The sequence below is a fragment of the Streptomyces sp. NPDC059828 genome, from assembly GCF_042731955.1.
GTDB lineage: Bacteria > Actinomycetota > Actinomycetes > Streptomycetales > Streptomycetaceae > Streptomyces.
The window spans coordinates 1-22518 of the sequence record NZ_JBHWIW010000015.1 but is presented as its reverse complement, the minus strand read 5'-3'; the positions used below and the strand labels follow the sequence as shown (position 1 = coordinate 22518).

Below are 22518 nucleotides of genomic sequence, written 5' to 3'. Positions count from 1 at the left end.
GCCACGGTGTGACGGCGCGCCCGCCGGCGCGGGCTGTATGCGAGCCGTACGGGGCCAGGACGCATCCGCGTCCAGGCCCCGTACCGCTCCGTCCGCGTCCGTCACCTCTTCGCCGACGTAGCGCAGCTCACTCCCCGAGCCTTATGCAACTAGTTGCACAACCCTCCTCGGACCGTCTACAAATGTGACGACCACATTGCGCGAGGAGGCGCCGGATGACCCCGTACCCGCATCTGCTCAGCCCGCTGGACCTGGGGTTCACCACGCTGCCCAACCGGGTCCTGATGGGATCGATGCACATCGGCCTGGAGGAGGCGGAGAACGGCTTCGAGCGGATGGCGGCCTTCTACGCCGCACGCGCCCGAGGCGGCGTGGGCCTGATCGTCACGGGCGGGATCTCGCCCAACGACGAGGGCCGCCCCTACGACGGCGGCGCCAAGCTCACCACCGAGGAGGAGGCCGAGCAGCACCGTACGGTCACCGACGCGGTACACGCGGCGGGCGGGCGCATCGCGATGCAGATCCTGCACTTCGGCCGGTACGCGTACCACCCGCAGCTCGTCGCGCCGAGTGCGCTCCAGGCGCCGATCAGCCCGTTCGTGCCGAACGCCCTCAGCGACGCGGACGTCGAGCGGACCGTCGACGACTACGTACGGGCCGCCGAGCTGGCGAAGTCCGCCGGTTACGACGGCGTCGAGATCATGGGCTCCGAGGGCTACCTGATCAACGAGTTCATCGCGAGCGCCACCAACAAGCGGGACGACCGCTGGGGCGGCACCTACGCCAACCGGACCCGCTTCCCGCGCGAGATAGTCCGGCGTACCCGTGAGCGGGTCGGCGAGGACTTCATCATCATCTACCGGCTGTCGATGCTCGACCTGGTGCCGGGCGGCTCCTCGCTCGACGAGGTGGTGGCGCTCGCCAAGGAGATCGAGGCGGCGGGTGCCTCGATCATCAACACGGGCATCGGCTGGCACGAGGCCCGGATCCCGACGATCGCGACCTCCGTACCCCGTGGCGCGTACACCTGGGTGACGCAGAAGCTCATGGGCGCGGTCTCGGTGCCGCTGGTCACCAGCAACCGGATCAACACCCCCGAGGTCGCCGAGCGGCTGCTCGCCGAGGGGCGTGCGGACATGGTCTCCATGGCCCGGCCGTTCCTCGCCGACCCCGACTTCGTCGCCAAGGCGCAGGAGGACCGCGCCGACACGATCAACACCTGCATCGGCTGCAACCAGGCCTGCCTGGACCACACCTTCAGTGGCAAGATCACCTCCTGCCTGGTCAACCCGCGCGCCTGCCACGAGACCGAGCTGGTGCTCTCCCCCACCCGGCTGCGCAAGCGCCTTGCCGTCGTCGGCGCCGGTCCCGCGGGACTGTCCTTCGCCGTGTCGGCCGCCGAGCGGGGGCACGAGGTGACACTGTTCGACGCCGCCGACGAGATCGGCGGCCAGCTGAACGTCGCCAAGCGGATTCCCGGCAAGGAGGAGTTCGAGGAGACGCTGCGCTACTTCCGCACCCAGCTCGCACTGCACGGTGTGGAGGTCCGGCTGGGCACGTTCGCCACGCCGGAGCTTCTCGCGGGCTATGACGAGATCGTCATCGCGACCGGGGTCTCCCCCCGCACCCCCGAGATCGAGGGTATCGACCACCCGAGCGTGGTCAGCTACCTCGATGTGCTGCGCGACGGGGCCGAAGTCGGTGAGCGCGTGGCGGTGGTCGGCGCCGGTGGCATCGGCTTCGATGTGGCGGAGTTCCTCACGGACGGCGGCGAGGGCGCGAGCCTTGACCCGGAGACGTACTTCCGGCAGTGGGGCGTGGACACGGCCTACGAGACTCCGGGTGGACTGCGCTCCCCCGAGCGGCCGAAGCCGCCGCGTACCGTGCACCTCTTGCAGCGCAAGACCACCAAGGTCGGCGCCGGGCTCGGCAAGACGACGGGCTGGATCCACCGCACCGAGCTCAGGCACCGCGGGGTGACCATGGTCGCCGGGGCGACGTACGACCGCATCGACGACGAGGGGCTGCACATCACCGTGGACGGCACCTCCGCCATTCTCGACGTGGACACCGTGGTGCTCTGCGCCGGTCAGGAGCCGAAGCGCGACCTGTACGAGGAGCTGAGCGCGTCGGGCCACACGGTCCACCTCATCGGTGGCGCGGATGTGGCCGCCGAGCTCGACGCCAAGCGCGCCATCGACCAGGGAACACGCCTGGCCGCGTCGCTCTAGGTGTGTTGTCCGGTGAGGGCCGGAACCGGTGGTGTCCGGTTCCGGCCCTCACCGGTTCCGGCTCTCACCGGTTCCGGGCCCTCGCCGGTTCCGGCCGTCACCCGCGCCGTACGCCACCGGCTCCGGCCGTCGCCGGAAGGTCTGCCGGGGCTGCCTAGGATGCGGATCATGTCACTGCCGCACGCGATCCTCACCGCCCTGCTCGAGAAGCCGTCGTCGGGTCTGGAACTGACCCGGCGCTTCGACCGCTCGATCGGCTACTTCTGGCAGGCGACGCACCAGCAGATCTACCGGGAGCTCGGAAAGCTGGAGGAGGCGGGACACATCCGTGCCCTGCAACCCGCCCAGCGGTCGCGCGGCCAGAAGAAGGAGTACGAGGTACTGCCCGCCGGACGAGCCGAGTTGGCCGCGTGGGTGGGCAGGACCGAGGACCCCAAGCCGGTCCGGGACGCGCTGCTGCTGCGGATGCGTGCCGCGGCGGTGGTGGGCACGGGAGGTCTCGAGGCGGAGCTGCGGCGCCACCTGGAGCTGCACAGGCGGCAGTTGGCCGAGTATCTGGACATCGAGGAACGGCACTTCCCACCGGAGCGCGACTCCGTCGAGGACCGGCTCCGGCACGTGGTGCTGCGGGGCGGCATCGATCTGGAGCGGTTCTGGATCCAGTGGTTGACGCATGCCCTGGAGGAGCTCGAAGGGCCATCCGGCGAGGGTGGGTGATCACCCGAAGGCGGTCGATTTCGGCTTGCCGCGCCCTGTGCCGCCCCTGAACGGTGATACTGGCCATCGTGGGACAGACCATGGACAACGGCACGGGGGCTCGGGTGAACCACGCGCACGACACGCCCAGTTGGAGCATCGGCGGAAGCCGTGACACCCGGCGCCGGCGCCATGCCGTCGTGATCGGCGGCAGCCTGGCGGGGCTGCTCGCCGCTCATGTGCTCGCGGGGCATGCCGACACCGTCACGGTGGTCGAGCGCGACCGTCTCTTCTCGGGGCCCAAGGCGCGGGCGGGCGTACCGCAGAGCCGCCACCCGCATGTGCTGCTGGAAGGGGGACAGCTCGCGCTCGACGCTCTTCTCCCCGGTTTCATGGCGGGGCTGAGAGCCTCGGGCGCTCCGTGCGTGGGGCTGCCGTCGGACATGGTGCAGTGGCAGAGCGGGCGGTGGTTCCGTCGTACGCCCGCGACCACGCACATCTACACCGGCTCGCGCGCACAGCTCGAACATCTGGTCAGGGAGCGGGTGCTGGCCAATCCGGTGATCTCCGTCGTGGAGTCCACGGAAGTCGTCGGGCTCCTCGGGGACTCCTCACGGGTACGAGGGGTGCTGCTGCGCGAGCGCGGCTCCGGTTCCGACTCCGGCGCGGATGACGGTGCCGGCTCCGGGAGCGGCGGCGAGCCACGGCCCCTGGAGGCCGATGTGGTCGTGGACGCCTCCGGACACAGCTCACGCGTCGCGCAGTGGCTCACGGCGATCGGGGCCGAGCCCGCGGCGGAGGAGACCATCGACACGGGACTCGCCTACGCCTCGCGCATCTATCGCGGCCATGGCGGGTCCCTGGGCACCGACGCCCTCGCCTACTACGTCATCCCCAACCCGCGGCAGGTCCATGGCGGCGGCGTCATCCCCCTGGAGGACGGGACCTATCTGGTCACCTTCTCCGGTCTGCGCGGGGACGAACCGCCGACGGACGAGGCGGGGTTCACGGCCTACGCGAAGCGGCTGCCGCATCCGTTCGTGCACCAGTGGCTGCTGGAGAGCGAGCCGCTGTCGCCCGTGTGGGGCTTCCGGAAGACGGCCAATCTCCGCCGCCGCTACGACCGCCCGGGACGCCGCCCGGCCGGTTTCCTCGCGACGGGCGACGCGCTGTGCACCTTCAACCCCGTCTACGGTCAGGGCATGTCCGTCGCCGCGATGAGTGCCGTGGCTCTGCGCGACGCGCTGGCCGACCCTCGCCGCACGCCCACGACACTGCGGGTCCAGCAAGCGGTGTGCCGGGCCTCGCGCCAGGCGTGGGACATCTCGGCGGGCGCCGACCGGCACATGCCGGGAGCGACCGGGAACGCGTTGGCCGCCGGTGCCCTGGACCGGCCCGTCGGCTGGTACCTCGAGCGGGTCCAGGAACGCTACGCGGGTGACCCCGTCGTGGGCAGCGCCTTCCGCTCCGTACTGACCCTGCGCTCGCCGCTGACGGCGCTGTTCGCACCCGAGGTCGCCAGGGCCGTGCTGTTCGGCGCGGTCCCGGAGACACCGCAGGAGCCGCCGATGGACCGAGAAGGGCGGTAGACGGCGGATCGTCGGTGCCGTGTGTTCGACGGGTCACGATCTACCCGGACATCCCGCCCGCGCGTCGCTACGACCTGCTCCGCGCCGCCTCCACCGCATCGGCGACCTGGTTGAAGAACCGGGTGTGCGCCCGGGCGCTGCACGGGCCCTCCGGGTTCCACGGTACGAGGTGGGCCCCTGAAACGGCCTCCTGCCAGGCGGGGTTGGCCCACAGGGCATCCAGCGGGTGGGCGTTGCCGCGCATGTCGACGAGCAGGATCCGCGCGGCCAGAGCGGGGACTTCGGACCAGTCGACCGCCGACCAGTTGGTGCTGGATCCTCCCTGAGGGTCCAGCATGTCGAGTCCGAGGCCGGCGAGTTCACGAAGGTCGGTCCAGGCGTACGGCTTCGCGAGATAGGCGCCGTCCGCGGAGGCGGGTGACAGCGCGAGCACAGCGGGACGCGCCTCGGGCACGCCCAGAGCCGCCTGGTCACGCAGGCGCGCCTCGGCGCGGGCCAGCGGCACGGACATGGCCGTCTCTCCGTCGGCCCCCAGCTCACGGGCCAGTTCGGCGAAACGGGCGCGGACCGCGGCGAGTGACCGGCCCTGGCCGACATCGAGCACGACCAGCGGGACGCGCTCCTCGATGTGTTTGGCCGTGTCGGGATCGAGGGCGTAGACCTGTCCGCCGCCGTAGGTGACGGCGACGACGAGGTCGGGGTCGCCGCGCAGCAGTGCACCGCAGTCGAGCCCCGCCCCGGACCCGAGGTAGGCGATGCCCTCCAGAGGCAGCCCCGCGGCCTTCACCGGGTCGGGGCCGTCACCGTCGTGGTTCGACCCGAACAGCCCTGCCGGCCGTATGCCGTGGTCCCAGAGGCTCGCTCCGGCCTGTATGTACGTGACGGCCTTGCGTGGCCGCCGTGTCGCCGTCGCCAGATGGCCACGGTCGTCGAGAAAGCTCCAGCTCCCCTGCCGCTCCATGATCCGTGCGCTCCTGCCCGTCGCCTGCCGGTGCGTGCGAGGGTCTCCTGCCCACGGATCGGGAGGCTCGAACAGCGGCTCGGCTACCGTTCGGCGCCGCCCCGCCAGACGGTGGTGGTGTTGCAGAATTCCTTGATGCCGTGCCCGGACAACTCCCGCCCGTATCCGGAGCGTTTGACACCACCGAAGGGCATGGCAGGGTGCGAGGCGGTCATTCCGTTCACGAACACCCCGCCCGCCTCAAGGTCCCTGACGAATCGGGCCACTTCACCCTCGTCGCGGGTCCACACGTTCGAACTCAGCCCGAAGGGCGAGTCGTTGGCTGCCCGTACCGCTTCGTCGAGGTCGGCGACCCGGTACACGGTGGCCACCGGTCCGAAGGTCTCCTCGCGGTGGATCCGCATCCGGGGTGTGATCCCGGTGAGGACGGTGGGGAGGTAATACCAGCCTCGCGGACACGCCTCGGGCCTGCCCGCCCCGCACAGCGCCCCGGCGCCGAGCCGCAGGGCGTCCTCGACCAGCGCCTCCAGATCGGCGCGTCCCTGCTCGCTGGCCAGCGGGCCGATGTCGGTGGACTCCTCCAGCGGGTCCCCCACGGTCAGCCCCTCCATCCGGGCGGTGAAGCGCTCGGTGAAGGTGTCGTACACGTCCTCGTGCACGATGAAGCGCTTGGCGGCGATGCAGGACTGGCCGTTGTTCTGGACACGTGCGGTCACCGCCACCCTGGCGGCCCTGTCGACGTCGGCGGATGGCATGACCACATAGGGGTCGCTGCCCCCGAGTTCGAGCACGGTCTTCTTCACCTCGTCACCGGCGATGGAGGCGACGGAGCGGCCCGCGGGTTCGCTGCCGGTGAGGGTCGCCGCGGCCACCCTCACGTCCCGCAGCACCCCCTCCACCTCGGCGGAGCCGATCAGCAAGGTCTGGAAGCAGCCCTCGGGGAAGCCGGCGCGGTGGAAGAGGTCCCCCAGGTACAGGGCGGTCTGGGGCACGTTCGACGCGTGCTTCAGCAGCCCGGTGTTGCCCGCCATCAGCGCGGGCGCGGCGAACCGTACGACCTGCCACAGCGGGAAGTTCCACGGCATCACAGCCAGCACGACGCCCAGCGGGCGGTAGCGAACGAAGGCCCGTGACGCACCCGAGTCCGCGGCTTCCTCGTCCGGCACGGCTTCGTCGGCGAGCAGTCGCTCGGCGTGCGCGGCGTACCAGCGCATCGCCTTCACGCACTTGGCCGCCTCCGCCCTGGCGGCCGTGATGGGTTTGCCCATCTCGCTGGTCATGGTGCGCGCGATGTCGTCCTGATCCTCCTCGAGGAGGCCCGCAGCTCGTTTGAGCAGTCGCGCACGCTCTCCGAAGCCCGTGACGCGGTACTCGAGGAAGGCCTCATGGGCGGCGGCCAGGCGCTTCTCGATCCCCTCGGGCCCGAGCGCCTCGAAGGTCTTGAGCGTCTCACCGGTCGCGGGGTTCACCGACGCGATGGGCATGGCTGTGTCCTTCCTTGGACTCGCACCTACGACCCTGCCGCGCACGGAAGGACGGCGCAACGCGGGGGCGTGGTGCCCGTGACGAGCGAGGCGCGGCCGCCACCCCTTCAGCGGATCACTCTCCGGGCCATCCGCGCGCCGCCGGAGTGGCTGGCTGATCGGGTCCCGCGCACCACGCCGGAGTGACACGGCGTACCGGAGCGATGGCGAAGGGTTGGGTCGGGCGCCAGACTCGGCGCCATGGCCAAGCGCAGTGCCGGTTTGCTGATCTTCCGTGCCGCGGGCCCGGAGGTGGAGGTGCTGATCGCGCACATGGGCGGACCCTTCTGGGCGTCCCGTGATGCCGGCGCCTGGTCGATCCCCAAGGGGGAGTACGGCCCCGAGGAAGAGCCCGAGGCCGCCGCACGCCGCGAGTTCGAGGAAGAGCTCGGTCTGCCCGCACCGGCCGGGGAGCGCCTGCCGCTCGGTGAGAGCCGCCAGCCGGGCGGCAAGCTCGTCACCGTCTGGGCCGTCGAGGGCGATCTCGACCCGGAGGGGCTGGAGCCCGGCATGTTCAGCATGGAGTGGCCGCCCCGGTCCGGAGTCCTGCGCGAGTTCCCCGAGATCGACCGGGTCGGCTGGTTCTCGCTGGAACGGGCCGCCGAGCTGCTCGTTCCCGGCCAGCGGATCTTCCTCGACCGCCTTGCCCACCACATACGCCAGGAGGGCCGCCGGCAGCGGCCCTCCGCCTCTGATTGATCCGAGGAGTACCCCCGTGTCCCTGTCCCTCTCCTTGCCTCGCCTCTCCCGTCTCCTTGAGTGCCCCTTCCCCAGGACGTTCGCCAGGACCTTCGCCGTGACCGGAGCGGCAACCCTGCTCGCCACGCTCCCGGGCACCGCCACCGCCCGTGGCTTCTCCGAGGGTTCGGTGACCGCGAACGAACTGCTGGCCAAAGTGCGCAACTGCACCCGAATATCCGACGGCCTGTACCGCAGCGATGCGACGGAACCGGCGGACATACCGGTGTGCGGTACGCCGGACGTGGTGTTCTGGAAGGCGGACATGGACATCGACTGCGACGGGCAGTACTCCGCGCGCTGCAACGACGACATGGACCCGAGTTTCCAGCCCCAGACCGCTTTCGCGCAGTCGGACGGGAACTACCTCAGCTCCGAGGGGCTGCCGTTCGTGGTGGTGCCGATGGGAAGCGATCTGTGGGAGCCGTTCTCGTCCGGGATCCGCGGAGGCAGCGTCGTGGCGGTGATCTACGGCGACAGGGTGCTGTACGCGGTCGTCGGGGACACCGGACCGCACGACATCATCGGCGAGGCCTCTTACGCGACGGCGGAGCGCCTCGGCATCGAGCCGGGCCCGGAGGGCGGGGGCGCCGATTCCGGCGTCACGTACATCGTGTTCCGCGGCTCGCAGGTCTCTCCGATCGAGTCCCATCAGGACGCGGTCACGTTGGGTGACGAGCTGGCCAGGGAGTTCGTCGGTCGCCAGGTACGGAGCGGGGACGGGGGCGAGGATGAAGACTGAAGGGCGAAACCGGAGACCGGGGACTTGCGGATCGATGAAGGGACAGGGCCATGCTCGGTGACAGCAGAGCGTTCAGCGGCTTCTCGACCGACGACATCGGGAGGGCGAAGGAGTTCTATGGCGAGACGCTCGGCCTGCGGGTGTCCGAGGAACACGGGCTGCTCGCACTGCATCTCGCCGGGGAGACCACCGTGCTGGTCTATCCCAAGGGGGACGGCCACACACCGGCGACCTTCACGGTGCTGAACTTCCCGGTGGACGACATCGAGCGGACCGTCGACGCGCTCGTGGGGCTCGGGGTGGTCTTCGAACGCTACGAGGGCTTCGGACAGGACGACCGCGGAATCGCCCGCCAGGAGGGTCCCGCCATCGCCTGGTTCAAGGATCCCGCGGGCAACGTCCTGTCCGTGCTCCAGGAGTAGCTCCCCCGCCATGGACCCCGTGCACGCACTGGACCGGATCGCGTTCCTGCTGGAGCGGTCGGGGGCTCCGACCTACCGGGTACGAGCCTTCCGCACGGCGTCGGCCGCGGTCGCGGCGCTCGGCGAGGACGAGGTGCGGGCACGTGCCGGGACCGGTGCGCTGGAGTCGGTGCGGGGGATCGGCCCCAAGACCGCGCAGGTGGTGCGGGAGGCACTGGCCGGCGAGCTTCCCGCGTATCTGCGGCGGCTGGAGGAGGACGCGACCGGCCGGCCCGACGGGGCTGCCGGGCAACGGATGCGGGCGGCGCTGCGCGGCGACTGCCATCTGCATTCGGACTGGTCGGACGGCGGTAGCCCGATCGAGCTGATGGGGCGGACCGCGGCGGCCATCGGGCACGAATGGGCGGTGCTCACCGACCACTCCCCCAGGCTCACCGTGGCACGCGGACTGTCCGCGGAACGGCTGCGGGAACAGCTCGACGTGGTGACGGAACTCAACCGGACCTGGGCGCCGTTCCGGCTGCTGACCGGGATCGAGTGCGACATCCTGCCGGACGGCAGGCTGGACCAGGACTCCGAGCTGCTGGCCCGGCTCGACGTGGTGGTTGCGTCGGTGCACTCCCAGCTGCGCATGGCGGCACGACCGATGACCCGCCGGATACTCGCGGCGGTCCACAGCCCGCTCGTGGATGTGCTGGGTCACTGCACGGGGCGCCTGCTGAAGGAACGGCACGGGGTCTCCGGCAGGCCGGAGTCGGAGTTCGACGCCGAGGCGGTGTTCGCGGCATGTGCGGAGTCGGGGACGGCGGTGGAGATCAACAGCCGTCCCGACCGGCTGGACCCGCCACGGCGTCTGCTGCGCCAGGCCGTGGCGGCGGGGACGCTGTTCGCGATCGACTCGGACGCGCACGCGCCGGGCCAGCTCGACTGGCAGTCGGCCGGGTGCGCCAGGGCCGAGGAGTGCGGGGTGCCCGAGGACCGGGTCATCACCACCTGGTCGGCCGACGAGCTGCTCCACTGGACGAGGACCCGGGAGATTCCGGGGGCCTGAGCGGCCGGCCCGTGCCATTCGGTCGCCGAAGTGCGACCTTGGAAGGAGAGCACCTCCGACCACACCCGCCCATGCCAGCCCCTGCCAGCGCGAGAGAGGACGGTGATCACCGTGAAGGTCGCCGACAGGCACGAGGAAGTGTCGGTTCAGCTCACCGGTTCGCCCCAGGACGCGGACGCCGTCTTCGGCGCACTGCTCGCCGCGTACCCCTGCGACCGTGACGCCGAGGAGCACGTCCACGAGGCCGGCCACGGCCACCCCACCGTATGGTCCGCAACCTATGACGTGGCCCCCGCCGACGTCGCCGGTCCGGTGGCGGCCACCCCGCTCGGGGCACCCGTGGCCGCCGAGCTCTCCGGCTCGTATCCGGCGGTGGACCGCCTCGCCAAGGCGCTCACTTCCGGTTTCGCGGTCGAGGTGGAACACGCGGTGTCGGGCGACGGGGAGAAGCAGCTGCGGCTGCTGCTGCGGTCCACGGAACGGGGATAGGGTGACACGCATGGAAGACACACGTTCGACGGGGCCAACGGCCTTCAGGTAGCCCGCCAGGAGATACCTGGCGGTCGCTGCGAACGGAGTCCGGTGTCACGCACCGCCCACCACCTTCGACCTCCCTACCGCCACCGTGGAAACGGCCGTTCCTCAGGCAGTGCCTGGCATTCCGGAGTCCTCCACGATCTCAGATACAGCGCCCGCGATTTCGCCGACGCGATACGAGAGTCCAGGAGACCTCGACCCCATGTGATCCGCCGCAGGGTGAACGTCCACTCGTGGCCTCGTTTCCGGCGGGACCGCTCCGTCGCCGAGTGGTCCGCAGCGGAGGAACGCCGGTCGCGACAGCGGCTGCGCACCCAGGTGGAGACCGTCCTGAAGCTGGTGAACTCCACCGCGGACGAACTCACACCGGATGCCGCGGAGATCGTGGACATCCCTCCGGCGCGGCACCGACGCAACTCGCTCTGGCTCGCATAGCCGGCGCCAGGCCGAAGGCATGGGCAGCCTGCCTCAGGACGCCTCGACGGCCGCCTTGATGCGCCGGGCGAAGGCATCGGCGTCCTTGCGTGCGGCGCTGAGGGCGAAGCGTTCGAGCAGCTTGCCCAGGCCGTGGCCCTCCAGGGTGTTGAACACCCGGAGGCTGGTCCTTCCGGTGTCGACGGCCTCGAGGTCGTAGCCGCCCTCGGTGGCGGTGATGGTGTTCTTGGAGGTCTCGGTCCAGCGGATCCTGCGCGGCGGCTCGAACTCGCTGATCCGGAACTCTCTGCTGGTGGTCATCCCGGCGTCCTTGACCCGGCTGCGATAGACGGTCCCCACGGCCGTGGGGCCGTCCGTGGTCTTCGCGATCTCCAGCACCCGGGGGCTGAACTTCGGATCGTTCTCACCGTCGGCGAGGAAGGCGAAGACCTCGTCGACGGGCCGGTCGATCACGACGGTCGCCTGGAACTGTCCGGCCATGGTCTCTCCCTGCTCGCTGTTGCCCAAGGCCCCCGGCGTTACCCAGCCTCGCAGACCCCGGGCGGAGGCACCCGCGCGGTGCGCGGGTGCCGGTCCATTCGGGTGACGGGCCGCCGCTCCAGGCGTGGCTTCAGGCCCCCAGTCGTACGGGCAGCTCCTGCACGCTGTTGCCGACGAAGCTGGCGTGTCGTGTGAGTTCCGGCTCCGGCAGAGCGAGGTCGAGGCCGGGGAACCTGGCGAACAGCCGCTCCAGGGCGATAGTCGCCTCCATGCGGGCCAGTGGGGCGCCGAGGCAGTAGTGCGGTCCGTGGCCGAGTGAGAGGTGGCGGGCCTCCGAGGCGCGGCTGACGTCGAAGCGATCGGCTTCCTCGCCGTGGGCCGCCTTGTCACGGCCGGCGGCGGAGTAGCCGGCCAGGACCGGGGTGCCCTTGGGGATGACGGTGCCGCCGACGGTGAGGTCCTTCGTCGGGTAGCGGAACGGGAAGTAGCTGACCGGGCTGTCCCAGCGCAGGGTCTCCTCCACGACGTCGGCCCAGCTCGCCTTGCCGTCCTGTACGAGGGCCAGCTGATCGCGGTGCGCGCACAGCGCCCGGACCGCGTTGGTGATCAGGTTCAGCGTCGTCTCGTGCCCGGCGATGATCATCAGGAGCAGGGTGCCGATCAGTTCGTGCTCGCTGAGGCGGTCTCCGTCCTCCTCGCGGGCCGCGATCAGCGCGCTGGTGAGGTCGTCGCCAGGGTCGGCCATCCGGGCGGTGGCGACGGCGGCGAGCACGGCGACCAGTTCGCGGTTGGCGGCCATGGCTTCCTCGGGGCCGATGTCCGTGGCGACGACCTGGTTCGAGAGGTGGTGCAGCCGCTCGTGGTGCTCCGGGTCCACGCCCAGCAGTTCGCAGATGACTCCCATGGGCAGCGGCATGGCGAAGTGCCGCCGCAGGTCGGTCACACCGTTCCCGTCGGCCGCGGCGGCTTCGAGGCCGTCCAGCAGCGATGCGGTGACGGTCTCGATGCGCGGCCTCAGCTCCTCCACCCGGCGGGCGGTGAACGCCTTGCTCACCAGCGCCCGCAGCCGCCGGTGGGTGGCTCCGTCGGCGGTGGTCATGCCCTGGACGGTCGCGAAGGTCTTCAGCGGCCAGCCGTCGGCGATCCGGCCCTCGCGCAGTTCGGTGAAGTGCTCGGCGCCCTTGGCGACGTCGGGGTGGGCCAGGAACTCCTTCAGCGCGTCATGTCCGAGTACCGCCATGCCCGCGATGTCCCCGGGCAGGACGACCGGTGTCACGGCACCCTGGGCCAGCAGCCTCGCGTTGTCCGCGTGCGGGCAGCCACCGGCCGGGTCCATCCGGTGCGGGGACATGGGTGAGGTGTTCAACGGAGGTCTCCTGTCTGTGGTGCCGTCGGCTGTGGCGCGGCGTGCGCCGCCACAGGTGCGAGGGGCAGCTGAGGGTCGGTGAACCGGACCGGGAGCGCGGCGAGGCCCTTCGTCCAGGGCGAGGAGATCCAGGACAGCTCGGTTTCCGGCACGGCCAGTTCCAGGTCGGGCAGACGGTGCCGGATGGTGTCCACCGCGGTCCGGGTGATCAGCCGGGCGGGGTCCTGGGCCGGGCAGGTGTGCGGACCCGCGCCGAAGGCCAGATGGGAGCGGTTTCCGGCTATCGGGCCGCCGTTCGCCGGAAGGACGGCCGGGTCGGCGTTGGCTGCGGCGAGTCCGAGGACGAGCATGTCGCCGGCTCTGATGTACTGCCCGCCGAACTCCACGTCCCTGATGGCGTAGCGCGCAGGGAAGTTCTGCGTCGGCGGGAAGCGCCACAGCACCAGGTCGAGTGCGTCGTCCACGCTGAGGTGACCGCCCGAGAGCGAGGAGCGGAAGGCCGGGTCGCACAGCAGGATGCGCAGCGTCGTGGCGATCCAGTTCACGGTGGTCTGGTTGCCCGCCACGAACATCACCACGAGGTTGTGCAGCACTTCGTCGTCGGTGAGCTCCGCGGGATGGTGCAGCAGTGCCGAGGTGATGTCCTGTCCCGGGCTGCGCCGCTTCTTCTCGATGACGGCTCGCAGGATGGTGGCGAGGCGCCGGTTGGCGTTGGCCGAGTCGGCGTTGCCGACGACCATGCCCGCGATGGCCTGCACGAAGCGCTGACCGGTGCGCTCGTCCAGACCGAGCACACCGGTGATGGCCTGCATGGGCAGCCGGCGTGCGTAGTGCGGTACGAGGTCGGCCTCACGGCGCCCGGCGAATGAGGCGATCAGCCCTTCCGCGGTGGCCCGGACGCTGCGGCGCAGTTCGTGTCCGTTGATCCCGGCGAGCGCGTCGGAGACCGCGGCGCGCATTCTGCGGTGCTGCTGCCCGTCCGCGTACAGCAGTGCGGGACGCCAGCCGACCATCGGCAGGATCGGGGAGTCGGGGGGCACCCGGCCCTCGCGCAGCAGGGTCCAGTGGCGCGGGTCGTGCGAGAAGTCCTGCTCCTGACGCGTGAGTTGGAGCAGCTCGCGGTGTCCGAGCACCAGCCATGCCCGGATTCCGGGTGCGACGGTGACGGGAGCGACCGGTCCGTGCTGCTCCCGGAGCTCCTCGTAGAGGGCGGGCATGGCGTCACCGTGGAGGTGCCCGTACAGCGCCGTGGCGGGGCAGCGTCCGTGCCGTGGGGTCATGCGGACTCCGTCACGTCGATGAGATGCCGCAGAAGCGCGATCAGCGCGCGTACGGACGAGGTGGCTTCACGGGCGTCACAGAACACCAGCGGGGTGTCGGGGAGCAGGTCGAGTGCGGTGCGCAGCTCGTCGTCGGTGAACGTGGGACTGCCGGGGAACACGTTGACCGCGACGGCGAACGGCAGCCCCAGGTCCTCCAGATTACCCAGCGCGTCGAAGGACGACTCCAGGTCGCGGGTGTCGATCAGCGCGAGCGCGCCGAGCGACCCCTTGGCCAGATCGCGCCACGCGGGCAGGAAACGGGGCTGGCCGGGGGTGCCGAAGAGGTAGAGCACGAGTTCCCCGTCGATGGTGATCCGGCCGAAGTCCAGGGCGACGGTGGTGGTCGTCTTGGACTGGTCCGGCGTGGTGTCGACACGGGCCCCGGCGCGGGTCATCACCGCCTCGGTGGAGAGCGGTTCGATCTCCGAGACGGTCCCGATCAGGGTCGTCTTGCCGACACCGAGCGGGCCGACGACGAGGATCTTGGCCGCGCCCATGACCCCGGAGGTGAGGTACTTGCCCGGTGACGGGGGCGTTCCCGGCGCCGCTGGTGGCTGGACCCCGGGCACCGGGGCCGCCGGCGCTGCCTGTGCCGGGGTCCCCGGTGACGCCGCCTGGGGCCCGAGCGGGGTCCCCGCTGGTGTCCTTGGAGGTCGCGGTGTCCTGTCCGTTGCCTCAAAGGCGGCTTTCGAGGCCATGTAGGACCTTTCTCAGCATGGTGACATCGGCTCGTTCTGCGGTGGGGATCGGCGGGCGGATCACGATCAGACCCCACGTGAGGAGATCGGTGAGCAGCACCTGGACCACCGACGACGGCTGGCCGAGATGCGCGGCCACCTCGGCGACCGACAGCAGACCCTGGCAGTGCCCCAGGATGCTCACGTGCTCCGGTTGGAGGGACGGCGGATAGGCCGCGTCCGTGGCCATCACCAGGGTTTCCCAGGCGAGCGGCTCCCCGCCCGTGCCCGCCCGGCCGCCGGTGATCACGTACGGACGTACCGCCGAGGTGGTCCTTCTCTCCGGGTGTTCGGTCATGACGAGGGGTTCAGCGGAGCCACCGGGTCCCTCGGCTGGGTGCTCAGGTGCGCCCCGATCTGCGCCACGAGCAACTGCATCTGCTGGGCGACCAGACCGATGTCGGCGCCCGTGTCGGTGGCGACACCGAGGTGCGCGCCGAATCCGGCCTGGGTGAACAGCACGAATCCGTGGTCGGACTCCAGCATGAGCTGGCGCACCCCGGCCGTGCTGCCGAACAGGAGCCCCGCGGTGGACCGTCCGGTCATGGTCATGGCGGCACAGGCGGCGGAGAGCGATTCGGCCTCGGCGACGCTCAGTTCGGCCACGGGTCCCGACAGGTTGGGGGCGGACGCGTGGCCGAGCCGCAGCCCGTCCTCCGAGACCACGACGGCATGCCTGACGCCCGGGATCTCCGTCAGCGGTCGCAGCATCCAGCCCAGGTCGGGCAGCTTGGTGATGGTTCCGGTCACAGCCGGCCTCCCTCGTGGTCGGGTCCTTCGGGCGTCCTGCTGTTCTCCGCCTCGGCTCGGCCGCGCCGTGTCCCGGAGAGCACATCGGCGATCGAGGCGCGGGCATCCTCCGGGGTCCACGGGCGGTCGTCGGACGTCGTGGGCGCTGTGGCCGCGACGGCCGGTGGTGTCCACGTGGTCTGGTGCGCGGCTGCCTCCCGGGCGCCGCGGCGGCTGCGCCGTCTCGGCAGACCGCTCCCCGCCGGCTCGTGCGCCGTCCCGGGTGCGGTCCCCGCGTCTGCGGGCGCGTACCCCGCTGCCGTGGCGGTGCGCGCGGACGAGGGCCGGAACGGCGGCGGTTCGGTGAGCAGCCGGTGCGGTACGAAGGCGACGGCGCGGGTGCCTCCGTAGGCGGACGCCCCGGTGAGCTCCACCTGGAAACCGAGCTCGCGGGTCCAGCGGCCGACGCAGGCGAGCCCGAGCCGGGGCACGGCTCCGAGCTGTGTCAGGTCCAGGTCGTCACGCAGCCGTGCGGCCGCCTGTTGCAGCACGTCGGGCGGCATGCCGAGACCCGCGTCGTCGATCCCGACGACGGCGCCGGCGCCGACCTCGCTGATGGTGACGACGACCTGGCTGCTGGAGGGCGAGAACACCGTCGCGTTCTCGAGGAGTTCGGCGATCGCGTGCATCAGGCCCTCGACGGCGGGCGGCACCACGTGGAGCATCTGTCCGCCGTGGATCTCGACGCGGCCGAACTCCACGATGCGCGACTGGGCACCCCGTACACAGTCGTAGAGGGACACCGGGCGGGTCTCCCGGCGGGCGGGCCAGACACCGCACATCACCAGCAGGGTCTGGGCCTTGCGGGTCATCTGCGCGGCGGCGTGGTCGGCCTTCATGACCTCGGCCATCAACACGGGGTCGTCGATGGAGCGTTCGACGCGGTCGAGCACCTGCTGCTGGACCGTGGCCATGGCGTGGACGGAGCGGGCGACGGACTCGAAGGCCGTCTGCACGGAGTCCCGCAGGGTGCGCTCCCTGCGTACGGCCTCGTCGGAGCCGAGTGCTTCGACAACGGATTCAAGGGCACGGGCGAAGTCCTCGCCGGTGCCGGAATCCGGGCCGAGCGGGCCGGGTACGCCTTCGGGCCGCTGCCCCCGGCGGAGCCGCTCGGTGACGGCCGGGGCGCGTACGGCGGCCAGATGCTGAACCTCGGCGGCCCGGGCGGCCGCCAGTCGGCGGGAGCGCCCCAGTGAGCGGCGCAGCGTCAGCGCCCAGAAGAGGAGTGCGGAAGCGGCCACGGCACAGCCGCCCGCGATGCTCAGCAGGGTAACCATGATGTGACGACTCGGTGGACCGCGACCACGGAGTACGAGCCCCTTCCCAACCAGGTCGGATGAAACAGCCCCTCGGCGATCGGGAGCAGTCAAATCTTACGATCAACCGGGCGCGTCCGAACGCCAGTTGGGCAAGTCCTTTCTGTCTTCGTCCCCGATTCCGCGCTCCCCGGCCGTCCATTCCTGCTGCCGTCCCCGGCCGAGGTCAGCCGATGGCAGCCCCGCCCGCCTCGCTCAGCACGCCGATCAGCCGGGTGACCGTCGCGGTCATCGCCGCCCTGCCGGCCGACAGATAGGCACGGGAGTCGACCGCGTCGGCGTCGGCCGCCAGCTGGGCGCGGATGGCCCTGGTCATGGCGAGGTTCAGCGCCGTACCGATGTTGATCTTCGCCATGCCACCCCGGACCGCCGCCGACAACTCACCGTCCGGGACCCCCGACGATCCATGCAGCACCAGCGGCACATCCACCGCCGCGCTCAGCCTGGCGAGCAGTCGGTGGTCGAGTGCTGCCGTGCGTGTCGTCATCGCGTGGGAGCTGCCGATGGCCACGGCGAGGGCGTCCACTCCCGCCACGTGGACGAAGCCACGGGCCTCGTCCGGGTCGGTACGCGCACCGGGTGCGTGGGCGTCCCGGGGCGCGGCGCCGTTCTTGCCGCCGACCTCGCCCAACTCGGCCTCGATCCAGAGGCCATGGGCGTGCGCCCAGTCGGCGGCGGCGCGGGTCGCGGCGAGATTCGCCTCGTACGGCAGCCGCGACGCGTCGTACATCAGTGAGCTGAAACCGGCCTCGGCCGCCTGGCGGAGCAGCTCTCCGCTGGTGACATGGTCCAGATGGAGCGCGACCGGCACGGTGGCGTCCCGGGCCGCCTCGAGTGCGGCGCGCGCGAGTGGGCGCACCCGGCCGAGGCGGTATCTCACGGCGTTCTCGCTGATCTGGAGGATGACCGGGGAGCCTGCCGACTCCGCCCCGGCGACGACGGCTTCGGCGTGTTCGAGCGTGATGATGCTGAACGCGGCCACGGCGCGGCGGCCCTGGGCCGCCTCCGCGACCAGCGCTCCGGTGTCGGCGACGGGCACGGTCAGCCTCCGGGGAGTACGACGGAGCGGCTGAGGTGGCGCGGGTGGTCCGGGTCCAGGCCCCGCGCATCGGCCACGGCGACGGCCAGGCGCTGGACCCGCACCAGCTCGGCCAGCGGGTCGAGGTGACCGGCCACCCACATGGCGCCAGTGGCCCGCACCTCGTCTGCCAGTCCGGGCGGCGGCGCACCGATCATCCAGGTGGCGGTGCCGCGCGTGGTGACGCTGATCGGGCCGTGGCGGTACTCCATCGCCGGGTAGGCCTCCGCCCACGAGGCCGAGGCCTCCCGCACCTTGAGCGCCGCCTCGCTCGCCAGCCCCGCGGCCCAGCCCCTGCCCAGGAAGGTGAACTGCGTGCACTCGGCGAGACCCGGGGGCAGCGGCAGGGCGAGCGCCGCCCGGGCGTCGTCCACGACGGTGCCCGTGTGCCGTCCGGTGTGGGCCCGCAGGAGGGTGAGCGCCGAGGTCGCGAAGCGGGTCTGGACCACGGACCTCTCGTCGGCGAAGTCGAGGACGATGACATCGTCGGCGAGCGCCGTCACCGGGGAGGCGGGGTCAGCGGTGAGCACGGTGGTGCGGGTCCTCCCACGGAGACCCCCGAGTAGGTGCAGCACCTCGGTGGTGGTGCCGGACCGGGTGAGCGCGACGACGCGGTCGTAGTGCCGGTGCACGGGGAATTCGGAGGGCGGGTACGCGTCCGACTCGCCCTGCCCGGCCGCTTCGCGCAGCGCGGCGGCAGCCTGGCTCATGAACAGCGAGGTCCCGCAGCCGGTGAACGCCGCACGCTCGCCCCGAGCGGGGAGCAGCCCCGCCCTGCCGGCGGCCAGCTCCGCCGCGCGCTCCCAGCATTCCGGCTGGCTGGCCAGTTCGTTCGCGATATGACCCGTCACCGTGCTCCACCCTTCGGGTTCACTCCACGCCCAGTCATGCTCTTTTCTGCAAAATACTGCTCACTTTCAAACAACTTCAAGCATGCGACAGAAGGTCGTGTGCGTTAGGGTCACAGCCAGCGATCAAGGACGTGGAGCAAGTCCGGGGAAAGGAGCCACGGTGTCGCGCGACGCCCGCTGGAAGGAACTGCTGGAACTGCTGGTCGAGCGGGGCCGGCTGGACGTCGACGAGACCGCGGCGGCGCTGGACGTGTCGGCCGCCACCATCCGCCGCGACTTCGACCAGCTCGCCGAACAGCAGATGCTCGTCCGCACCCGCGGCGGCGCCGTCGTGCACGGCGTGTCGTACGAACTGCCCCTGCGCTACAAGACCTCCCGGCGCGCGGCGGAGAAGCAGCGCATCAGCGCGGCGGTGGCCGCCCTGATCGCACCGGGCACCACCGTGGGCTTCACGGGGGGCACCACGACCACCGAGGTGGCCCGGGCACTGGCGGCCCGGACCGATCTCGCCTCGGGTTCACCCGCGCTGACCATCGTGACCAACGCGCTCAACATCGCCAACGAACTGGCCATCAGACCCCAGTTCAAGATCGTCGTCACCGGCGGGGTGGCCCGCCCGCAGTCCTACGAGCTCGTCGGCCCGCTCGCCGACGGTGTGCTCAGCCAGATCACCCTGGACATCGCCGTGCTCGGGGTCGACGCCTTCGACGCGGAGCACGGCGCGGCCGCTCACGACGAGGCCGAGGCCGCGATCAACCGGCTGCTGTGCGAGCGGGCCGGGCGGGTGGTGGTGGCCGCGGACTCGACCAAACTCGCGGCCCGCGCCTTCGCCCGTATCTGCGGCACCGGCCAGGTGGACACGCTGGTGACCGACACAGCCGTCCCCGACGAGACCGCCGCCGCGTTCGAGGACGCCGGAGTGACGGTCATCCGGGCCTGACCCACACCGGTCAGCGGCCGGCCGGCGGTCCTGACCGGCCCACCGTTCTGACACCGTCCGGCAGGCGACACGCCGGCCGGCTTGGCTATAACTGAACGATGATCATCCACGTGGTCCCGCTCGACGACTGGCTCGCCATTCCCGAACGCCCCTACGCCCCGCCGTCCTTCGCCGCCGAGGGCTTCATCCACTGCTCCCCCGACGAGGCGACGACCCTGGCCATCGCCGACGCGTACTACCGCGACGCGCCCGGGCCCCTGATGGCGCTGCTGATCGACGAGCACCGACTGCGCTCACCCGTGCGGCGTGAGCCGGCAGGTTCCTCACCGCCACCGGGCGTCTCTCCGGACACACTGTTCCCGCATGTGTACGGGCCGATCGACCGCGAGGCGGTCCAGGGGCTGCTGGAGATCCGGCGCGACGCACAGGGGCGGGCGGTCGAGTTCACGCCCTGGGCCTGAACACGGCTCCCCGGGTCAGCCCCCGAGGTCCTCGGGCGGCCGCCATCGACCGGCCGCACCTTCCGGGATGAGCCGGTCCACGACATCCTCCAGCTCGGCACACGCCTGTTCGATCCTCCGGCGGATGCTCCGCTGCTCCGTCACGATCGCCGACAGCAGCAGCCCGGTCAGCGCCACGGAGCCGTTCAGCGCCTGCAAGGTGCCCATGACCGCGAGGAGACTGTGCCCGGCGAACGGCCCCGCGTGGTCGGTCGCGGCCGAGATGGCCAGCACGGACACGACCAGCACGCAGGGGGCGGTGCCCCGCAGCTCGAAGCGCAGCGCCGCCCAGACCAGCAGGGGGAACACCAGGAACAGCAGCGACGCGGCGCTCGTGGTGCTGACGCGCGCCACAGCCGCGGTGCTGAGCAGGAGCGCCGCGGCCTCGGCCCAGCGTGCGAGGGGTACGCCGACGGGCCAGCGGATCCTCCGGGCCACCAGCAGCAGGGGCGTGATCACCAGCACACCCATGGCGTCGCCCGTCCACCACGCCGACCAGACCGGCCAGAAGTCGTCGGGCGTGATCTGGCCGGACGCCGTCAGCACGAGGGACGCCGCGGTCGCGCTGATCAGCATCCCCGCCAGGGCGCCCAGGAACACGAGAGCGAGGCCGTCCCTCAGCCGGTCGAGCTGGGGACGGAAGCCGACCCGCCGCAGCATCAGATAGGCGACCACCGGCGCCAGGGTGTTCCCGGCGAGGATGCCGAGCACATGGGGGCGGAACGGGGTGATGGCCAGGATGACGAAGAGGGTGCCGAGGGCGATCCCCGGCCAGACCCGCAGCCCGAACCAGAGCAGTGCGGCCAGTGCGATTCCGGTGGGTGGCCACAGCGGGGTGACGATCGCGCCTTCGACGCTCACCCGGAGCGTCAGCCCGAGCCGCGCCGCCGCGTAGTAGGCCAGGGCGACGGCGATCATCAGCAGCACCACCGCGCCGTAATGCCGGAGAATCCTGGTGCGGACCACACCTCATCACACAACGTCCCCCGGCCGGGCGCACGTCCTGAGCCGGGCCGCCCGCGGAGTGCCGCCGCGCAGCCGTGCGGTCGGGCCGTCGGCAGCGCGTCAGCCCACCCGCCCGTCCGCCGTACGCGGCGCGGCGGCGTCATGGCGCAGCACGAGTACGGCCGCGTCGTCCTTGTGAGCGGTGAACTCGGCCGTCGTCATCACGTCCGCGGCGAGCTCATCGGCATCGGCCCCGGCGGCCGCCCCCTGCCCCACCAGCCGGATCACCCTGTCGAGCCCCGCGTCGAGCGGCACGGTCGGCCCTTCGATCACCCCGTCGGTGAGCAGCACGAACGCGCCCGCCCGAGTCAGCCTGCGCCTGGTCACCGGATACTCCTCGCCCGGCTGCACCCCGAGCGGCAGTCCTCCCTCGTCCTGGGCGGCGCCGCTGCGACCGTCGTCCGTGGCCCAGACGGCGGGGACATGCCCGGCCCGGGCGCTCTCGATCATCCAGTCCACCACGTCGAACCGGACGAAGGTGCAGGTGGCGAAGAGGTCACGAGCCACCGACACCAGCAGGTCATTGGCCCTGCTCAGCACCACTCCCGGGTCGGTGGACGCGATGGCGACCGCACGCAGTCCGAACCGGATCTGCCCCATGAAGGCAGCCGCCTCGACGTCGTGGCCCTGGACGTCCCCGATGGAGAACCCGAGGGAGCCGTCGTGCATGACGAAGCCGTCGAACCAGTCACCGCCGATGTCCAGGCCGTCGCGGGCGGGGGCGTAGCGTGCCGCGGTCCTCAGACCAGGCCGTGCGGGGAGCCCGGAAGGGAGCATGTCCCGTTGCAGGGCCTCGGCCAGGTCGACTCGGGCCCGCTGGAGTTCGACGCCCTGCCTCGCCTGCGCGGTGAGCCGTCTGAGTGTGGCGAGGAGGTCGTCGGCGCTCGCCGATGGCGGGGGACGACGCCGCGTCATGGCCCGCTCCAGTGCACACGATCATCATACTTTCGAGCCTTGAGAGCCGCCTGCGAAGCGATGTACGCGGCTTCGCCCAGGGCCTTTCGTTTGGATCAGGTCAGGATCGGTGAGCGGGGCCTGGTGCCTGGGGACCCCCCGGCCCCTTGAGGCCGAGGGCTGGGGACCCCCCCCGGCCCCTTGAGGCCGAGGGCTGGGGACCCCCCCGGCCCCTTGAGGCCGAGGGCTGGGGACCCCCCCGGCCCCATGGGGCCGAGGGCTGGGGGGCCCCCCCGGCGCCCTGTGGGCGTGCGG

The 22518-nt window shown here is 71.4% G+C and carries 24 protein-coding genes; 11 read left to right on the top strand and 13 right to left on the bottom strand.

Going from position 1 to position 22518, the window contains the following annotated elements; all coding sequences use genetic code 11:
* Nucleotides 1-215 precede the first annotated feature (215 nt).
* The 3 genes from ACFV6V_RS11910 (at nucleotide 216) to ACFV6V_RS11900 (ending at nucleotide 4516) form a co-directional block, all read left to right on the top strand.
* The gene (locus tag ACFV6V_RS11910) at nucleotides 216-2231 is read left to right on the top strand and encodes an FAD-dependent oxidoreductase (RefSeq protein WP_385562715.1); all 2016 of its coding nucleotides are present in this window, start codon (nucleotides 216-218) and stop codon (nucleotides 2229-2231) included.
* A gap of 168 nt (nucleotides 2232-2399) precedes the next feature.
* A complete protein-coding gene (locus ACFV6V_RS11905; protein WP_385562712.1) occupies nucleotides 2400-2948 on the top strand; it encodes a PadR family transcriptional regulator in 549 nt (182 codons plus the stop codon).
* A 182-nt stretch (nucleotides 2949-3130) separates the two neighbouring features.
* Nucleotides 3131-4516, top strand: a complete 1386-nt coding sequence (locus ACFV6V_RS11900; RefSeq protein ID WP_385562932.1) for an NAD(P)/FAD-dependent oxidoreductase — start codon at nucleotides 3131-3133, stop codon at nucleotides 4514-4516.
* A 67-nt stretch (nucleotides 4517-4583) separates the two neighbouring features.
* Here ACFV6V_RS11900 and ACFV6V_RS11895 read toward each other — a convergent pair whose 3' ends face one another.
* Together ACFV6V_RS11895 and ACFV6V_RS11890 are read right to left on the bottom strand one after the other, a co-directional pair.
* Complete coding sequence (locus ACFV6V_RS11895) at nucleotides 4584-5477, bottom strand: ABC transporter substrate-binding protein (RefSeq protein ID WP_385562709.1); 894 nt, start codon at nucleotides 5475-5477, stop codon at nucleotides 4584-4586.
* 83 nt (nucleotides 5478-5560) lie between these two features.
* Complete coding sequence (locus ACFV6V_RS11890; RefSeq protein WP_385562706.1) at nucleotides 5561-6961, bottom strand: NADP-dependent succinic semialdehyde dehydrogenase; 1401 nt, start codon at nucleotides 6959-6961, stop codon at nucleotides 5561-5563.
* A gap of 240 nt (nucleotides 6962-7201) precedes the next feature.
* On the opposite strand from ACFV6V_RS11890, the gene ACFV6V_RS11885 reads away from it, so the two are divergent.
* The 6 genes from ACFV6V_RS11885 to ACFV6V_RS11860 all read left to right on the top strand — a co-directional run bounded on the left by ACFV6V_RS11885 (nucleotide 7202) and on the right by ACFV6V_RS11860 (nucleotide 10925).
* Nucleotides 7202-7699 carry an NUDIX domain-containing protein gene (locus ACFV6V_RS11885; protein ID WP_385562703.1) on the top strand — a complete coding sequence of 166 codons (498 nt, stop codon included), beginning with the start codon at nucleotides 7202-7204 and terminating at the stop codon, nucleotides 7697-7699.
* Nucleotides 7700-7721: 22 nt separating this feature from the next.
* A complete protein-coding gene (locus ACFV6V_RS11880; RefSeq protein ID WP_385562930.1) occupies nucleotides 7722-8480 on the top strand; it encodes a glycoside hydrolase family 75 protein in 759 nt (252 codons plus the stop codon).
* Nucleotides 8481-8530: 50 nt separating this feature from the next.
* The gene (locus tag ACFV6V_RS11875; protein ID WP_385562700.1) at nucleotides 8531-8902 is read left to right on the top strand and encodes a VOC family protein; all 372 of its coding nucleotides are present in this window, start codon (nucleotides 8531-8533) and stop codon (nucleotides 8900-8902) included.
* A gap of 10 nt (nucleotides 8903-8912) precedes the next feature.
* Entirely contained in the window at nucleotides 8913-9953 is a 1041-nt protein-coding gene (locus ACFV6V_RS11870; RefSeq protein WP_385562698.1) for a PHP domain-containing protein, read from the top strand.
* A 111-nt stretch (nucleotides 9954-10064) separates the two neighbouring features.
* Nucleotides 10065-10442 (top strand): hypothetical protein, encoded by a 378-nt coding sequence (locus ACFV6V_RS11865; protein WP_385562696.1) that lies wholly within the window; start codon nucleotides 10065-10067, stop codon nucleotides 10440-10442.
* A gap of 252 nt (nucleotides 10443-10694) precedes the next feature.
* The gene (locus ACFV6V_RS11860) at nucleotides 10695-10925 is read left to right on the top strand and encodes a hypothetical protein (RefSeq protein WP_385562693.1); all 231 of its coding nucleotides are present in this window, start codon (nucleotides 10695-10697) and stop codon (nucleotides 10923-10925) included.
* A 33-nt stretch (nucleotides 10926-10958) separates the two neighbouring features.
* On the opposite strand, the gene ACFV6V_RS11855 is transcribed toward ACFV6V_RS11860, so the two are convergent.
* The 9 genes from ACFV6V_RS11855 to ACFV6V_RS11815 form a co-directional block, all read right to left on the bottom strand.
* Nucleotides 10959-11405, bottom strand: a complete 447-nt coding sequence (locus ACFV6V_RS11855) for an SRPBCC family protein (RefSeq protein WP_385562690.1) — start codon at nucleotides 11403-11405, stop codon at nucleotides 10959-10961.
* A 130-nt stretch (nucleotides 11406-11535) separates the two neighbouring features.
* A complete protein-coding gene (locus ACFV6V_RS11850) occupies nucleotides 11536-12741 on the bottom strand; it encodes a cytochrome P450 (RefSeq protein ID WP_385562928.1) in 1206 nt (401 codons plus the stop codon).
* A 26-nt stretch (nucleotides 12742-12767) separates the two neighbouring features.
* Nucleotides 12768-14051: a cytochrome P450 gene (locus ACFV6V_RS11845; protein ID WP_385562688.1), complete on the bottom strand. Its 1284-nt coding sequence runs from the start codon at nucleotides 14049-14051 to the stop codon at nucleotides 12768-12770.
* Nucleotides 14048-14590: an ATP/GTP-binding protein gene (locus tag ACFV6V_RS11840; protein WP_385562685.1), complete on the bottom strand. Its 543-nt coding sequence runs from the start codon at nucleotides 14588-14590 to the stop codon at nucleotides 14048-14050. Before ACFV6V_RS11840 ends, ACFV6V_RS11845 begins: the two co-directional genes overlap by 4 nt.
* Before the next feature lie 178 nt (nucleotides 14591-14768).
* Nucleotides 14769-15128: a DUF742 domain-containing protein gene (locus ACFV6V_RS11835; RefSeq protein WP_385562682.1), complete on the bottom strand. Its 360-nt coding sequence runs from the start codon at nucleotides 15126-15128 to the stop codon at nucleotides 14769-14771.
* Nucleotides 15125-15580, bottom strand: a complete 456-nt coding sequence (locus tag ACFV6V_RS11830) for a roadblock/LC7 domain-containing protein (RefSeq protein ID WP_385562680.1) — start codon at nucleotides 15578-15580, stop codon at nucleotides 15125-15127. The genes ACFV6V_RS11835 and ACFV6V_RS11830 overlap by 4 nt, the downstream gene beginning before the upstream one ends.
* On the bottom strand, nucleotides 15577-16896 hold the full coding sequence (locus ACFV6V_RS11825) for an ATP-binding protein (protein WP_385562678.1): 1320 nt from the start codon (nucleotides 16894-16896) through the stop codon (nucleotides 15577-15579). The genes ACFV6V_RS11830 and ACFV6V_RS11825 overlap by 4 nt, the downstream gene beginning before the upstream one ends.
* 205 nt (nucleotides 16897-17101) lie before the next feature.
* A complete protein-coding gene (locus tag ACFV6V_RS11820; RefSeq protein ID WP_385562676.1) occupies nucleotides 17102-17974 on the bottom strand; it encodes a ketose-bisphosphate aldolase in 873 nt (290 codons plus the stop codon).
* A gap of 2 nt (nucleotides 17975-17976) precedes the next feature.
* The gene (locus ACFV6V_RS11815; protein ID WP_385562674.1) at nucleotides 17977-18864 is read right to left on the bottom strand and encodes an SIS domain-containing protein; all 888 of its coding nucleotides are present in this window, start codon (nucleotides 18862-18864) and stop codon (nucleotides 17977-17979) included.
* A gap of 160 nt (nucleotides 18865-19024) precedes the next feature.
* On the opposite strand from ACFV6V_RS11815, the gene ACFV6V_RS11810 reads away from it, so the two are divergent.
* A complete protein-coding gene (locus ACFV6V_RS11810; RefSeq protein WP_385562671.1) occupies nucleotides 19025-19804 on the top strand; it encodes a DeoR/GlpR family DNA-binding transcription regulator in 780 nt (259 codons plus the stop codon).
* Nucleotides 19805-19902: 98 nt separating this feature from the next.
* Nucleotides 19903-20265, top strand: coding sequence for a DUF952 domain-containing protein (locus ACFV6V_RS11805; RefSeq protein ID WP_385562668.1), 363 nt, complete (start codon nucleotides 19903-19905; stop codon nucleotides 20263-20265).
* A gap of 15 nt (nucleotides 20266-20280) precedes the next feature.
* Here ACFV6V_RS11805 and ACFV6V_RS11800 read toward each other — a convergent pair whose 3' ends face one another.
* The gene (locus tag ACFV6V_RS11800) at nucleotides 20281-21270 is read right to left on the bottom strand and encodes an MASE1 domain-containing protein (RefSeq protein ID WP_385562665.1); all 990 of its coding nucleotides are present in this window, start codon (nucleotides 21268-21270) and stop codon (nucleotides 20281-20283) included.
* Nucleotides 21271-21369: 99 nt separating this feature from the next.
* Entirely contained in the window at nucleotides 21370-22224 is an 855-nt protein-coding gene (locus ACFV6V_RS11795) for a PP2C family protein-serine/threonine phosphatase (RefSeq protein ID WP_385562662.1), read from the bottom strand.
* Nucleotides 22225-22518: the final 294 nt, after the last annotated feature.

What these genes read in the sequence shown, in the direction of transcription:
- ACFV6V_RS11905 (WP_385562712.1), top strand. Translation starts at nt 2,400, where the DNA reads ATGTCACTGCCGCACGCGATCCTCACCGCCCTGCTCGAGAAGCCGTCG.
- ACFV6V_RS11845 (WP_385562688.1), bottom strand. Translation starts at nt 14,051, where the DNA reads ATGACCCCACGGCACGGACGCTGCCCCGCCACGGCGCTGTACGGGCAC.
- ACFV6V_RS11890 (WP_385562706.1), bottom strand. Translation starts at nt 6,961, where the DNA reads ATGCCCATCGCGTCGGTGAACCCCGCGACCGGTGAGACGCTCAAGACC.
- ACFV6V_RS11825 (WP_385562678.1), bottom strand. Translation starts at nt 16,896, where the DNA reads ATGGTTACCCTGCTGAGCATCGCGGGCGGCTGTGCCGTGGCCGCTTCC.
- ACFV6V_RS11795 (WP_385562662.1), bottom strand. Translation starts at nt 22,224, where the DNA reads ATGACGCGGCGTCGTCCCCCGCCATCGGCGAGCGCCGACGACCTCCTC.
- ACFV6V_RS11870 (WP_385562698.1), top strand. Translation starts at nt 8,913, where the DNA reads ATGGACCCCGTGCACGCACTGGACCGGATCGCGTTCCTGCTGGAGCGG.
- ACFV6V_RS11855 (WP_385562690.1), bottom strand. Translation starts at nt 11,405, where the DNA reads ATGGCCGGACAGTTCCAGGCGACCGTCGTGATCGACCGGCCCGTCGAC.
- ACFV6V_RS11840 (WP_385562685.1), bottom strand. Translation starts at nt 14,590, where the DNA reads ATGGGCGCGGCCAAGATCCTCGTCGTCGGCCCGCTCGGTGTCGGCAAG.
- ACFV6V_RS11885 (WP_385562703.1), top strand. Translation starts at nt 7,202, where the DNA reads ATGGCCAAGCGCAGTGCCGGTTTGCTGATCTTCCGTGCCGCGGGCCCG.
- ACFV6V_RS11835 (WP_385562682.1), bottom strand. Translation starts at nt 15,128, where the DNA reads ATGACCGAACACCCGGAGAGAAGGACCACCTCGGCGGTACGTCCGTAC.
- ACFV6V_RS11910 (WP_385562715.1), top strand. Translation starts at nt 216, where the DNA reads ATGACCCCGTACCCGCATCTGCTCAGCCCGCTGGACCTGGGGTTCACC.
- ACFV6V_RS11875 (WP_385562700.1), top strand. Translation starts at nt 8,531, where the DNA reads ATGCTCGGTGACAGCAGAGCGTTCAGCGGCTTCTCGACCGACGACATC.
- ACFV6V_RS11895 (WP_385562709.1), bottom strand. Translation starts at nt 5,477, where the DNA reads ATGGAGCGGCAGGGGAGCTGGAGCTTTCTCGACGACCGTGGCCATCTG.
- ACFV6V_RS11850 (WP_385562928.1), bottom strand. Translation starts at nt 12,741, where the DNA reads ATGGACCCGGCCGGTGGCTGCCCGCACGCGGACAACGCGAGGCTGCTG.
- ACFV6V_RS11805 (WP_385562668.1), top strand. Translation starts at nt 19,903, where the DNA reads ATGATCATCCACGTGGTCCCGCTCGACGACTGGCTCGCCATTCCCGAA.